The sequence below is a fragment of the Paenibacillus sp. PDC88 genome (assembly GCF_900106725.1).
GTDB lineage: Bacteria > Bacillota > Bacilli > Paenibacillales > Paenibacillaceae > Paenibacillus > Paenibacillus shunpengii.
Window position 1 is genome coordinate 1 of the sequence record NZ_FNNT01000009.1, and the last position, 13,294, is coordinate 13,294.

The window sequence follows — 13,294 nt, forward strand, 5'->3', positions numbered from 1 at the left end:
GTATTAGCGGAGACTTACACTAAGATCCTAGAGGCTGAAGAAGCGAAATATGGATTTTAAAGGAGCCAATGATGATGACTAATAAGGAGATTACGGCTGAGTCCCTGACTCCTGACAACAGATTCGTTAGTGAGTTAGTAATACAGGGAGATATGGAGAGAATTACACAACTGTATGGACACCCATATACTATTAAGGGGACCGTGGTACATGGTCAAGCACTGGGAAGAACGCTAGGCTATCCAACCATAAATCTTGGAGGGGAAGCTGACCTCTATGTATCTCCAAAACCCGGAATCTATTTCGGGACTTCAGTAATATTAGAAGGAGATCGGGAGACTGAGCAATATAACGCCATAATAAGCGCTGGTTACCGTCCTACTGTGGGTGGAGAATCTTATTTTATTGAAGCCTTTTTATTAGACTATTCAGGCGATTTGTATGGGCGAAAGGTATTACTTGAATTCTTAAAATATGTGAGGGAAGAAATAACATTTGAAAATCTTGATCAGTTAATGAAGCAAATGAAGCTAGATGAAAATCACGCGAGACATTACTTTAGCCATAGAATCACTGAATAAATCAATGAAATTATGAAGAATCTGCTAATACGATTGCGAAGTGGAAGACGGGTTTTCATTCACGAAATCGACTGGATTATATCATACTCTTCAATTTGAGTAGTCAGGGCATTAGCAGAGTCGGAAAGTAATCTTAAAAAGTCCATTTCTCAAAGCAAAGAAACAGATAGAAAAAAGTACTTTTTTCGTATTGAAGATGAATTTTTGAGCACTCACATTGGGGAAATAGGATATACAGTAAACGAAATTACTCCACTCGGAAAAATCATAGAGGTGGGCTATTTTATCAAACCACTGTTTTGGGGAAAAGGGTACACTTCAGAGGCATTAGAAGAAGTTATACGTTTTGCATTCGAAGAAAATAATGTTTTAGAATCTCATGCGGATGCTTGAAAGAAAACATTGCCTCTGAAAAAGTGATGATTAAGGAGGCCGAATTCAAATCGCTTGTTTGGCACAATGGTCAAATAAAAGATAGAGTTGTTTACCGATTGCTGCGCAACGAGTGGAGTGATTAATCAATAGCATAATCAATAGATATTCCAATTCACTTCTTAAAAAATGGAATTTGGGTACTGGAAAAAGGTATGGAGGGACAAAAACATGTTCCGATCAGCGATTAGGTATATAACTAATCGGTTTCTGTATGTTATATTCATTTTAATGAGGGGCAGATTTGAGGAGGAATACGGATGAAAGAGGAAGAAGATATGGCCCCAGGATGGGATGCCATTGAAGATGCGATGACCAAGCTATACGGAAGTCAGATGCCTATGCACTACGGCTCGTCGCTGCCTGCTATGTTCGGAGGTGATCCGCTGGACGGCATCAGTGTATATAAAGCGGACCATCCTGCGCCGCATTGGCATATGGTGACTTTTGGATTCACGGAGCTGTACGGCAAGGAGAAGGAGGATAAGGAGCATAGCGGTTTCGGCTTTGAGCTGACCTTCAGGCTGAAGCGCAGCGAGACGGAGGAGCAGCCTCCGGCATGGGCTATTGACCTACTGCAAAATATGGGAAGGTATATATACAAAAGCGGAAACCGATTCCAGTCGGGCGATTACTTGGATACCAATGGTCCAATCTGCTTGGGTTCGGATACAAAGCTTACAGCGCTATGCTATACGGAGGATCCGGAGCTGCCTTCGATAGAAACGCCAAATGGGCGTATGGAGTTTATTCAAATGATTGGCATTACAGGGGATGAACGAGATGCGATGCAGACGTGGAATTCGCATGCCATGCTGAAAATCTGCGAGCCATATATGCCTTACTATATAACGGATCTAGAGCGGTCATCTTTGCTGATGCTGCCTGCGGTTGCCACAGCGGTGGAGGAAGGCTTGAAGCGTGACGGGTCGAATACGGGCTTCCTGTATGTCAGCCAATTAGGCTGGGAGCCGCCCGTGAAACGACTGTTAAGAAAATCGCCGGCGGTGCTTACGCTTGGCGCCAAGCAGGCAGAGATTATCGGCAAGATGCTTTCGGGCCGCATTTTGAAGCAAAACCCTCTGTATCTCTCAGGTCCGAACGTTCGGGTAGCATTAGAGCCGGGAGATAATCCGGTGATTGAAGAAGGTCCGGAGCACATTCGTATCGTACTGGATGCGACAACCGTTGCCGAGCTGTCAAGCAAGCTGCGGCCGAAGGAGGAGCTTATTAAGCTATCCGCCTTTAAGGGTCTAACCGTTCAGGTAGCCAAAACGTATATTAAAGACCAGCAAGACAATGTGGTAGAGACGATTGGTTAAAAGTTAACTTATATTAAGGCTAAGAATAGGGCTTCTTAAAGGTCAGCAGAATGACTGTTAAGAGGCTTTATTGCTTGTTAAGGGCTTGTCTGCATCGGTATTATGGACTTAAATGAGCCTCTGTTTAATCTTTCCCATTCACTGTCGGACGGCATTCTGTAGTAAAACTGAATAACTTAAAAACACTTAAACAAGCCTGCCTTTATACATAAACAGGCTTGTTTATACTTTTAATATATCAAGTTAAACGAAGAGTAACTTATCATCGTTCGACCGTTAGCCCACGTACACTTTTAAGTTCAGTAGCCCTGTAAGTCCTGATATAATCGCTTCAAAGCTTTTAGTCAACCTAGAATTTAAGCTGCCTCTTGATAACGAAGACTTTCTGAGTATTACTGATGGTTCTCGACTTTTTGAGCATCCTCAATTTGGCTCTGAAAATGATATATATGTCTTAGATGAAGTGTTAACACAGAAAGAAATTATTAACTCTATGGGAAACCTGAACTTCTAAATGTCGCTTATATTTTACAAGATTACATTTTCATGAATCTACAAGAAGCAGAAGAGGGCAAACCAACCTACATGTATGTGAAATATTGTTATTCGCCTGTAGAATATATGAGAAGTTTGAATTGCGACTTTCAAACATGGTTAGATCGATTTATAGTATAAATATTGGGATTGGTTATAAGAATGTACTTTGGAGCAGCTTCATCGGCCGCTTTTTTAGTGTGAAGAAGAAACCTATAGCCCCTCATCTGCTCCCGAAACGGACGATCGGAGGATCAGGATAGAGCCTGCAGAGTTTTGTCCTACGGGGAATGCAGGAACTTCACGCGCTGATCCGATCCTTTCCCGAGCGGGGTATTATAGTCGTTCATTAGAACTATAATTTAGTTTATCCATATTGAATAGATTGAGATCAGAGAAGAAGATTCTGGAGAGGTGTATAATGTCAGGCTATCCTATTGAATACCGATTTGAAAAAGAATACTTTCTTATTCATTACTCAGCGACTAAATATAGAGAAGGGGATATCGCTGTAGTTAAACTGTTGGATCGGCCTTTTAAAGATAAGGTAGAAATGATGTTAAACACAAAGAATTATGCTTGCGCAACAAAAGTAGAGTTTCTAAATTTTGATCCAGTAACGAATGAAAAACCAGAGCTACTTTCAGTTGGTCGTTCTATGGAGCAAAGCGAGTTTGATAGGATGTGGGATACGATGAATGGATATTTTGGATAGGTAAAACTACTATGTCGGGGGATAAGAACATATTGCTATTGAGAGTCGCAAAATTTTGCGGCTTTTTAGTTTTATATCCCCCTCTACAATCTCATATCGAGACACAAACACAGCAAAACAATTATGCGATACGATGCCACATTACCTCATACATGAGATCGTGTGGCATTTCTTAATCTTAATACGCCTTCTTTTAATTCAGGATCAGATAAATGTGCAAAAGATAAATAAATACCATGTTTCGTGCTTAGAGCTGTGGAAGTACTGACTTCCGAGTATATAACCCCTTCTGTTCTTGCTAAAGTCCGGAAGGTATAATAACTCGAGGAATCCCCTTTCCACCAACCAAAAACGTGAAGTCCCGCTTCGTTTTCCACCCAATCAAAACAAGTGGAGAGCTCCTGTTTTAATAGTTTAAGTAACAGATGAAATTTGCGACTATACAAGCGATTCATCCTACGCAGATGCCGCTCATATTGACCACTTGTCATAAATGCTGCTAAAGCTCGCTGCTCTAATAAATTTACTGGTCTAGGTTCATATAATGCTTGAGCTTTTCTAAATGTATCAGACAATGATGGAGGAAGAACGACATAACCAAGTCGCACTTCAAATGGTAATGTTTTGGTAAAGCTGCCAATGTAGATTACGCGTCCATCTTTATCCAGTGTTTTCAGAGGTTCTACATGCATTCCGCGATATCTGAATTCACTATCGTAATCATCCTCCACAATCAAAGCATCATGACGATGTGCCCAGTCAAGCAAGGTTCGTCTGCGTTCAAGGCTAAGCATTTCACCAGTAGGAAATTGCCTGGATGGCGTGACAAATAACATACGAGCATCCCAATCTTGAGGAACAATTCCTTGACCATCAAGATTGGCTTCAATCAACTTCGCACCCGTAGCCAATACAGCCTGAGAAATTCCGACGTAACAAGGGCTTTCTGTCACCACATGATCACCAGGATCTGCAATTAATTGCGTAAGAAGTGCTATAGCTTGCATGGAGCCTGCAGTCACAGCGATCTGATTCGAATCGACTTGGATTCCCCTCATCCTTCTTAGGTAGGCAGCAATCGCTTCTCTCAATTTTGGCTCTCCCAACGAGTCCACAGTTGCGTAAGTTGTATTGGAGTAATGCTCTCGATGCCGTACCTCCGCATACAGTCGATTGTTCCATTCATCGTAAGGAAATTTGGTCAAATCGGGCTGATATTTGCTAAAGTCAATTAATGCTTCACTTGTTAAGCGGGTAACTGTTGATTGTGTATGTCTTTGAGGTGTTGTTTGCACAAGCTGCTCTATACGATTTCCCCAAGCGGATAAGTGCTGCGTGCTATATTGGGTTGTATTCTCCTCCTTGTTAAACTCACTTTGATAAGCAACAAAGGTACCTCTTCCATGCTGTGAATGAAGATAACCTTGAGAAGTTAACATATCATAGACTTGATTCACGGTTCCTCGAGAAATTTGATACGTTGCAGCTAATTCTCGTGTAGATGGCATCTTCTCACCGTGCAAGAGATTCCCCTCATGAATAGCTTCACGAATGGCATGATACAGAGCCTTCATCTTGGTATAATGGCGGTTTAAATATGAGCTATAAGCTGCATGAAATTGCATATGACCTCCGTAATTAAGAAAGTGGTACAATGAAATTATAAATTATTGGATCTTTTTAATTGTCAGTTTCCCCTTTATATTAATCCATAGATTCAAGTCAATCAAGAACTGAAAAGAGCTGCGATTAGATTGTTAAACATGGTATAGGGGGAATAGAAGTTATGAGAACTGGTACAGATCGTGTCAAAAGAGGGATGGCTGAAATGCAAAAAGGCGGCGTCATCATGGACGTTATGAATGCAGAGCAAGCAAAAATCGCAGAAGCGGCAGGGGCAACTGCTGTTATGGCTCTTGAGCGCGTTCCTTCTGATATTCGCGCAGCGGGCGGTGTCGCTCGCATGGCAGATCCAACGATCATTGAAGAGGTTATGAAGGTGGTCACTATCCCGGTGATGGCTAAGGCTCGTATCGGTCATTACATAGAAGCAAAAGTACTGGAATCCCTTGGTGTAGACTATCTAGATGAAAGTGAAGTCCTTACACCTGCGGATGAAGTATTCCATATTGATAAACAGGAGTTCACTGTACCGTTCGTATGTGGGGCCAAAGATTTGGGGGAGGCTCTTCGCCGTATTGGTGAAGGGGCATCCATGATTCGTACAAAAGGTGAACCAGGAACGGGTAACATTGTGGAAGCAGTCCGCCATATGCGTTTGATCAACGGTCAGATTCGTAAAGTGCAAAATATGTCCAAGGATGAGCTCTACGCTGAAGCTAAAGTTCTGGGTGTGCCTTACGAGCTTCTGTTTGAAGTTCACGAGAATGGTAAGCTTCCCGTCGTTAACTTTGCAGCCGGCGGTGTTGCTACTCCGGCAGATGCTGCACTAATGATGCATTTGGGAGCAGACGGAGTCTTTGTTGGATCTGGTATTTTCAAATCGGACAATCCTGAGAAGTTTGCTCGTGCCATCGTTGAAGCCACAACACATTATACGGATTATAAACTGATTGCCGAAGTATCTAAGAACTTGGGTACCCCTATGAAAGGGATTGAAATTTCTAAACTGACTGCAGCAGAACGCATGTCTGATCGCGGTTGGTAAGAGGAGAATTAGAGTCACGCATAACCAAAAATCAAACTAAACCCTTGGAACTCGTTTCCGAGGGTTTTTTCTACATGCACTAAAGAATCAATGTTTGGATCTAGATCATGATCGGCAGCGATTAAAGGAAGGAAAACCACAACAACAAAGACAAGACCGATATTCAACGCCTTTTATGAAGGAGGATGGTAATCGGATACTTACAGAAAAATGGAGAAATTCGAATTATATACTTGTAAAATGCAAATATATATTATATAAACTGAAGCAAGAGGTGAGCTTAGATGGAAGAAAGTCCGAGAGAACTACTACAAGTGACTGCACGCCGATTCGGCCTTCTGAATAAGAATTGTTGTAGTGTAGGGACTAATGAAATATCAATGATCCAAAGCCATATTCTTTATGAAATTGATCGACAGCATGAACCATCTATGCAGCAGATTGCAGATTCACTCGGTATGGATATAACTACATTTAGCCGTCAGGTGCAAACGTTGATTAAAAAGAATTTAGTCAAGAAAACAACACATCCCGAGGATCGTAGAGTATATATTCTTCATCTTACGACCGAAGGGAAATTCGTGGCTACAACGATTGATGAGAATATGAACAGTTACTTAAATGAGCTTTTCTCTTTTATGGATGCTGACGATTCTTCAATTCTATAATTGATTTAAATCAACGACTCCAATCTGATACATTATTTTCATCGAACATATAATAAATTAATCTTTTTTTGAACTCATTCTTTCTAACTTTTCTTTATTAATGATAAAATATTCCCTGCCTTGTTTTTCTAATATTCCTTCTTCACGAAATTGGTTAAGTGTGTATAATAGATGTCGATAGCTTCCCCCCACGTATTCTGCTGTTTCGGTATGCTTCTCTTGAAAGTATCCATTATTTTCTATTTCTAGAATATATTTTGCCAATCGATTTTTAAATTCATAATCCTGCATAGCTGTATAATGATCAGTTCTTTTAAGTAATTTATTACCTAAATATTTTGATAAATTATGGAGGAAAAGATTGTCATTTAACAGATGCTCTTTCGATGAAGCCAATGGAACCGCTAAGCATGTGCAGTTATTTATAGCCACAACATCCTTTAAATTCTTTTCAACCTCAATCAAAGATAATTCACCAATAAAATCATCTTTCTTTAGAAACTGAATCAGCGCACGTTTTCCATTTTCGTGTACTAAATATATTTTTGCCTTCCCATCCAATAATAAAAATAGGTACTGAATATCTTCATCAAAGCGCACTATATATTCATTAGCAGAAAACTTACAAACAAAAGCCTGATGTAAAGCTTTTTTCGGAAAAGTTTCTTGAATATCATTATATATATCCACAAAATTTTCAGCGTAATCCTTTAAATTAATTTTCTCCATTTTATCACCTCTATATGAGATATCTCCTATTATTATATTTTTACTTTAGATATATTACTACCTAGAGGTGGTTAGGGATGAACAAATACAAACATATTATTTTTGACTTAGATGATACGATACTTGATTTTCATAATTCAGAAGAGAAGGCTTTAAAACAAATTATTACACTGTATGAGTTACCTTATAACAAACAAACCATTGCATGTTATAAGTACATTAATGATGGATTATGGCATCAATTAGAGGAAGGCTTGATTTCTCGTGATGAAGTGCTGACAACGCGTTTTTCGCTTTTTTTGAAGGAATTTCATATAGATGAAAACGGAGCAAAAGTTGAAGCTATGTACCGAGAGCATTTAAACCAAGGTCATATGGCCGTTACCCATGCACATGAATTATTAAATGCTCTAAGTAAGCAAGATTATAAATTATACATTGGAACAAACGGTGTAGGAAAGACTCAAAGAAAAAGATTAGAAGATGCCAAGCTACGAGGATATTTTGAACAACTTTTTATCTCAGAAGAAATTGGTTATGAAAAACCGAATCCCCATTTCTTTTACTATATTTTTGATGCCGTGCATATAAGCCGCAAAGAACAAGTTCTAATGATAGGTGATCGTTTGACATCAGATATTCAAGGAGCGATCAATGTCGGAATAGATTGTGTGTGGTTTAACCCTAAGAAAAGCATGCCAAAATCATGTTCACCAAAGAGCACATATACAATAACAAATTTAATGCAAATAATGGACTTATTAGAGGAAGAATCATGAAAAAAGTAATTCCATCAATCCTACTCTATATAGTAAGTGCTATTGGCATTAGTCTTACATTAAAAGCCGATGTTGGAGTAAGCAGTTTTAATGCGATGAATTTATCTATATCTGAGTGGACTTCCATCAAAGTTGGTACAATTACATTCATTGCAAATCTCATTTTTCTAATCGGATATATCTTCCTTTGCGAAGAAAAGGATTATAAAAAATTCACTTTGATGTTCATTTCCATCTTGTTCTTTGGAATGATTATTAATTTCTTCCTCTATACTATTTTCGGTACGATTCACGTAGAAAATTATTTAGTAAGAATCGGACTTCTTATTTTCGGTTTGATACTAGCCGGTGGATCAACAGGTATTATTCTATCATTAGATATTATTCCTTTTCCTATTGAAAGTTTATGTTTACGAATAGCTGAATTAACAAAACGCTCTTTCTCTCAGTATAGATATTGTGTCGATCTATTCTCTATTGTTATATCAATAACAATATCACTACTATACAGTTTACCAATCAATATCCGTAAAGGAACGATTATCAGCTTCTTCTTATTGTCCGGCATTATTTCTTATACACGATTGAAATTTGCCAACTATCAGCAGAAACCAAAAAAAGGGGAATATAGCGCTAGCGCTAATTAGCCCTATAACTGCGACTTACCATGGAAGTGGGAGAGATTGACTGGGATAATCATTACACATCCGTTGAGGAGGAGAGGAACATGAATGTGGAAGTGTATACGTTAAATGCGTTTGCGAAAGGGGACCGTGGCGGTAATCCAGCTGGCGTTGTCTTGGAGAATGGCCTTTCGCTGGATGATACCGAGAAGCAGCTCAATAATACCACATCCTACAATTAAAAATACAATGGTAGTGGATACGGAAAAGCTTCCGGGGCATTCCCATTTTTACAATGATTTATGGTTTGGGGCTCACTGGATGATGTGGTTTGGTAAGTCATACTATAAATACATTCCACGGTCAGCCATATTAAGTTTTAAAAATGCCTTTAGATTGTTAGAACTTTCAAATGAAACTATATTTGTTCAGTTAACGCCATCAATCTGGGAATATGACAATTCTGAATATCGAAAACTTCAATGGGACTTTCGGGAACAAACAGGAATCGAAGTTGTGGCACATGAGCTATTACATGATGATGATGAGAACAGGATAGTTGATGCAGATCCATCAGTAGAAATTTTAACAGAGGCTTATTGCATTCATGGAGGAATAAGATTATTGCGCTATTACTATAATGAAGGGAGACAGGTTGTTCCTAGATCTGAAGCAACCACTGTATTAAATTACGAAGTTGATCGCGATGGTAGAGTTGTGTGGGAAGAAGTGTATAGGTTATAATTTTACTGGACTTTCGTCCTTTTCAAAAAGTAAAGACCGGTCCTGAGGTAATAAACCTCAGGATCTTTTTTGTTTTTTAAGGAAACCGGGCAAATTGGAATGAAAAGGGGAAGTAAACGGGAATCGTTACAAGTGAGTCTGTAAAATAAATTGTGTAAACTCCAAAATCTATCAAAATGGTAATTAATAGAAAGGTTGGGGAAATACATGGGACTCTGGACAAAACAACAGCTTCGAGAATTCATTAAGGAGAATAAACTTGTTACGGCGCAAGATACATATGTACAAAATACGGGTTTTGTGAACATATAGTAAAGATTACAGAAATAATCTCACTCAATTAGCATTATTTTTATCGCAGTCCTTTTATGTACTAATGTGACCAACTTAAATTACTTACCTCGAGTTTTCTTTCATTTTGTATAGATAAATATGATTTTTTTCTTATTGAATATATTCGTTATATTCTTTATTCTTAATGTTTAACTAAACATGGTTATTTCAAACGTTGCAGCTCATCAATGATCTGATCAAGTCGTTCCGGCATCAATTTATCGTTTTCCATTTTTCTTTTCATATTTACTTCAATGGCAACTACTTCGATGGTCAGTACTATAGCCATGAGGATTAATATAATCGACATGAAAACACTCCCGAATGATTTAATTATATGTATCTTCTAAGTTAACACTATAAATGAAGCAAAAAGTTTCAACTCTTCAATGATTTTATCATCCGTAGATCTGCTTCATATTTCTGTACAAAAAAACCGCATTTGTTATGCGGCTTCGTTGTGAAAGCGTTAACTTACGCTCTAATTCATTACAGGTATTATTAAAAGTATATTGCCTCTCAATGTTTTTATTCTTGAGATTGATCCAGATCGTTATCCATAGATGAATCCAGATCCGTATCTGTAGATCCTGATCCTGCAGCTTCATCTTCAAGATGCGTATTATTCTGTTGAGTTCTTAAGATATCACTCAGTTGTGTCTGAAATTGATCCATAAGTTCTTTGATCTGTACAGCCTGCGCTGATTCCGGATTAAGCTTGATTTCTTTTACAGCATCCGCCATAAGAAACAAAAGCTCTGGCTGCTCCTTCATCAAGCCACGTAGATGGTGTCTTCCCGCTTCTTTTTCCGGGCGCAGATGACGTCTACGCTCTTCCCAATGCTCCCGAGGTTGATCTTGAGCCTTCTTTCTATCTGCCAATACAGCTAAGCCTTCCTCGGTAATATGATACAGCTTCTTTCCATCCGTATCCGTATTTCTGATCAGCTTCATGTCTTCTAACAGCTGCAGATTGGGATATACGGATCCTGCACTGGGAACATACAATCCGCCTGTCTTTTCTTCCATGGCCTTAATTAACTGATAACCATGCATTGGCTCAATGACTAATAACTCCAGCAAAGCAAACTTAAATTCACCTCTTCCGAAGAAACGATGTCTGCCTTCCCCTCGTCCGCCTCGATGATCTCCGCGTGAGCCTCCATGCCGGTACTTTACATATTCATGTCCTTCAACAGAATAATCCCGGTGCCCTGCAAAATGTCTCTGTTTCCCGTGTCCGTCTTGAAACTTCATATGACTTCCACTCCTCATTAACGATATATCGTAATAATATAGCGATATATCGTTAATGTCAAACTAAAATTTGGTTTTTTACGCTGAATTTTTGAGACCACATGCCTATTTTTCAATGTCAGCCGAACTCATTCGCAAGTCCCCTGCTCCTTACAGAAATGTGTAAGCGGGATGTTACGAGAACTATTTTAGGATATATGTAAATTATTACCTGTAAATATCATTATAGATTATGTTAGATTATCCAAGTGTTTAAAAACAACATAGAATGGGAGTTATGAATGATGAAAAAAAACAAAACTTGGTTACTCGCTCTAGCATTAAGTGCCGTATTTACCGCGAGCACGCTCCTTCCTTCTGTTTCTCTTGCAGCAACAGTAGTCGAAGGTACAACAGAGACCAGCGAATCGAGCACGCCAAACCAAACCGATGATTCTGTAATCAGCGAGGGCGAAGAAGTTGAATTAACTGCTGATGAGCTGGATTTTGAGAACTATCTCGATCAATTGCTTGCGATTGCACAGTATGAGGAAAAAGCTTTTTCAGCACTACCGAGTACGTTGTACATATCTTCTTCAAACCGTAAATCTTTGTTCCTGAAATTCAACAATACAGTAGTGCCTAACTATACGAAATATGTGTCACAGCTGAAGCAGATCAAGCCGGAAAATGCGGAGCTGCAAAAAATCCATAACAAATTAACTCGAGGAAGCTACAACCAGCTCGAAGGATACCTTCTGTATAAGCGTGCACTATCGAAGTACACCATTAACCGTACACTGCTTACCCAAGGTAATGCCAAGGTGAAGACGGGCCAAGAATTGATTGAGCAGTCCAAGGAAGAATTCGATGAATATGCTGAACAGCTGGGCTATGAATAAGGATGCTCTAAGATAATTAAATGATCTGGATATACAAAAAGAACGGTGATCTGATGAAGATCCCGTTCTTTTTGTGTAGATATCTATCATGTTACAGATGTGCTCCATCTTATGCTTATGGTGTAGGTGTTCCACCGTTGGCATTAATCGTCTCACCTGTAATGTAGCTCGATTCCTGACTCGCCAGGAAGACATAGGACGAAGCCATTTCAGCGGGCTGTCCCGCACGACCAAGCGGCGTGGTTGAACCAAATTCAGCGAGCTTCTCTGTCGGTTGACCGCCTACGATCTGAAGTGGAGTCCATACCGGTCCAGGGGCTACAACATTTACACGTATCCCTTTGCTCCCAACCTGCTGAGCCAAAGCTTTGCTGAATGTATTAATCGCGGTCTTCGTTGTTGCGTAATCCAGCAGTATTGGTGACGGTTTGTAAGCTTGAATGGAGGAAGTGTTAATGATGGAGCTTCCCGGCTTCATATGCTTCACCGCCGCTTTGCACAGCCAGAACATGGAGTATACATTTGTCTTAAATGTCGCGTCAAATTGCTCTGTTGTGAGATCCTCGATCTGCTCCACATATTGCTGCTTACCGGCGACATTCGCCAGGATATCGATACCACCCAGCTCTTTGACGGCCCTTTCAATCAGCTTCACGCAGTAGGCTTCATCCTTCAGATCACCAGGGATGGCGACGGCCTTCTGTCCCGCCTCTTCAATGAGCTTCACAACTTCTTTGGCATCGGATTCCTCTTCAGGAAGATAAGACAGCACCACATCTGCCCCTTCGCGTGCATAAGCAATGGCTGCAGCTCGTCCAATTCCGCTGTCTGCTCCTGTAACGACGGCTTTACGTCCTTTGAGACGTCCTGTCCCGCGATAGCTGGCCTCTCCGCAATCCGGAACAGGCTCCATCTTCGATTGAATTCCCGGCTCAGGCTGCTTCTGCTTCCACTCTGGTGTAGCCTTCGGATACTGTGTCGTTGGATCCTGCATCATATATTGGTCTTGATTTGTCATGAATAGTACC

General features: G+C 39.9%; 15 protein-coding genes and 1 pseudogene. 11 read left to right on the top strand and 5 right to left on the bottom strand.

From position 1 onward, the window contains the following. Positions 1–68 precede the first annotated feature (68 nt). From BLW49_RS22400 to BLW49_RS22415, 4 genes and pseudogenes are all read left to right on the top strand, one after another. Positions 69–581 (top strand): riboflavin kinase, encoded by a 513-nt coding sequence (locus BLW49_RS22400; RefSeq protein WP_090726953.1) that lies wholly within the window; start codon positions 69–71, stop codon positions 579–581. A gap of 126 nt (positions 582–707) precedes the next feature. Beyond that, positions 708–974 (top strand): annotated as a pseudogene (locus tag BLW49_RS29535) (GNAT family N-acetyltransferase); the annotation flags it as partial. A 299-nt stretch (positions 975–1,273) separates the two neighbouring features. After that, positions 1,274–2,335, top strand: a complete 1,062-nt coding sequence (locus BLW49_RS22410) for a suppressor of fused domain protein (RefSeq protein WP_047911818.1) — start codon at positions 1,274–1,276, stop codon at positions 2,333–2,335. 955 nt (positions 2,336–3,290) lie between these two features. Beyond that, the gene (locus BLW49_RS22415) at positions 3,291–3,584 is read left to right on the top strand and encodes a hypothetical protein (protein ID WP_090726956.1); all 294 of its coding nucleotides are present in this window, start codon (positions 3,291–3,293) and stop codon (positions 3,582–3,584) included. Positions 3,585–3,730: 146 nt separating this feature from the next. Here the strand turns inward: BLW49_RS22415 and BLW49_RS22420 are convergent, their stop codons facing one another. Further along, positions 3,731–5,209, bottom strand: coding sequence for a MocR-like pyridoxine biosynthesis transcription factor PdxR (locus BLW49_RS22420; protein ID WP_090726958.1), 1,479 nt, complete (start codon positions 5,207–5,209; stop codon positions 3,731–3,733). A 161-nt stretch (positions 5,210–5,370) separates the two neighbouring features. On the opposite strand from BLW49_RS22420, the gene pdxS reads away from it, so the two are divergent. Both pdxS and BLW49_RS22430 read left to right on the top strand, forming a co-directional pair. Continuing rightward, entirely contained in the window at positions 5,371–6,252 is an 882-nt protein-coding gene (pdxS, locus tag BLW49_RS22425; RefSeq protein ID WP_047911815.1) for a pyridoxal 5'-phosphate synthase lyase subunit PdxS, read from the top strand. 284 nt (positions 6,253–6,536) lie between these two features. Further along, a complete protein-coding gene (locus tag BLW49_RS22430) occupies positions 6,537–6,920 on the top strand; it encodes a MarR family winged helix-turn-helix transcriptional regulator (RefSeq protein WP_090726960.1) in 384 nt (127 codons plus the stop codon). 57 nt (positions 6,921–6,977) lie between these two features. Here BLW49_RS22430 and yeiL read toward each other — a convergent pair whose 3' ends face one another. Then, positions 6,978–7,649, bottom strand: a complete 672-nt coding sequence (gene yeiL / locus BLW49_RS22435) for a transcriptional regulator YeiL (RefSeq protein ID WP_090726962.1) — start codon at positions 7,647–7,649, stop codon at positions 6,978–6,980. Positions 7,650–7,726: 77 nt separating this feature from the next. Here yeiL and BLW49_RS22440 point away from each other — a divergent pair, with 77 nt between their 5' ends. The 4 genes from BLW49_RS22440 (at position 7,727) to BLW49_RS22450 (ending at position 9,795) form a co-directional block, all read left to right on the top strand. Beyond that, positions 7,727–8,428, top strand: a complete 702-nt coding sequence (locus tag BLW49_RS22440; protein WP_090726963.1) for a YjjG family noncanonical pyrimidine nucleotidase — start codon at positions 7,727–7,729, stop codon at positions 8,426–8,428. After that, positions 8,425–9,075, top strand: coding sequence for a YczE/YyaS/YitT family protein (locus BLW49_RS22445; protein ID WP_090726965.1), 651 nt, complete (start codon positions 8,425–8,427; stop codon positions 9,073–9,075). The genes BLW49_RS22440 and BLW49_RS22445 overlap by 4 nt, the downstream gene beginning before the upstream one ends. Before the next feature lie 80 nt (positions 9,076–9,155). Continuing rightward, positions 9,156–9,293 carry a hypothetical protein gene (locus BLW49_RS28585; protein WP_256209903.1) on the top strand — a complete coding sequence of 46 codons (138 nt, stop codon included), beginning with the start codon at positions 9,156–9,158 and terminating at the stop codon, positions 9,291–9,293. A gap of 79 nt (positions 9,294–9,372) precedes the next feature. Beyond that, positions 9,373–9,795: a hypothetical protein gene (locus BLW49_RS22450; protein WP_090726966.1), complete on the top strand. Its 423-nt coding sequence runs from the start codon at positions 9,373–9,375 to the stop codon at positions 9,793–9,795. Between the two features lie 496 nt (positions 9,796–10,291). On the opposite strand, the gene BLW49_RS28925 is transcribed toward BLW49_RS22450, so the two are convergent. Both BLW49_RS28925 and BLW49_RS22455 read right to left on the bottom strand, forming a co-directional pair. After that, positions 10,292–10,438, bottom strand: a complete 147-nt coding sequence (locus BLW49_RS28925; protein ID WP_177178825.1) for a hypothetical protein — start codon at positions 10,436–10,438, stop codon at positions 10,292–10,294. Positions 10,439–10,656: 218 nt separating this feature from the next. Further along, positions 10,657–11,385, bottom strand: coding sequence for a PadR family transcriptional regulator (locus BLW49_RS22455; RefSeq protein ID WP_090726968.1), 729 nt, complete (start codon positions 11,383–11,385; stop codon positions 10,657–10,659). 281 nt (positions 11,386–11,666) lie between these two features. On the opposite strand from BLW49_RS22455, the gene BLW49_RS22460 reads away from it, so the two are divergent. Next, on the top strand, positions 11,667–12,266 hold the full coding sequence (locus tag BLW49_RS22460; protein ID WP_143042148.1) for a hypothetical protein: 600 nt from the start codon (positions 11,667–11,669) through the stop codon (positions 12,264–12,266). Positions 12,267–12,381: 115 nt separating this feature from the next. On the opposite strand, the gene BLW49_RS22465 is transcribed toward BLW49_RS22460, so the two are convergent. Then, on the bottom strand, positions 12,382–13,284 hold the full coding sequence (locus BLW49_RS22465; protein ID WP_090726971.1) for an SDR family oxidoreductase: 903 nt from the start codon (positions 13,282–13,284) through the stop codon (positions 12,382–12,384). Positions 13,285–13,294: the final 10 nt, after the last annotated feature.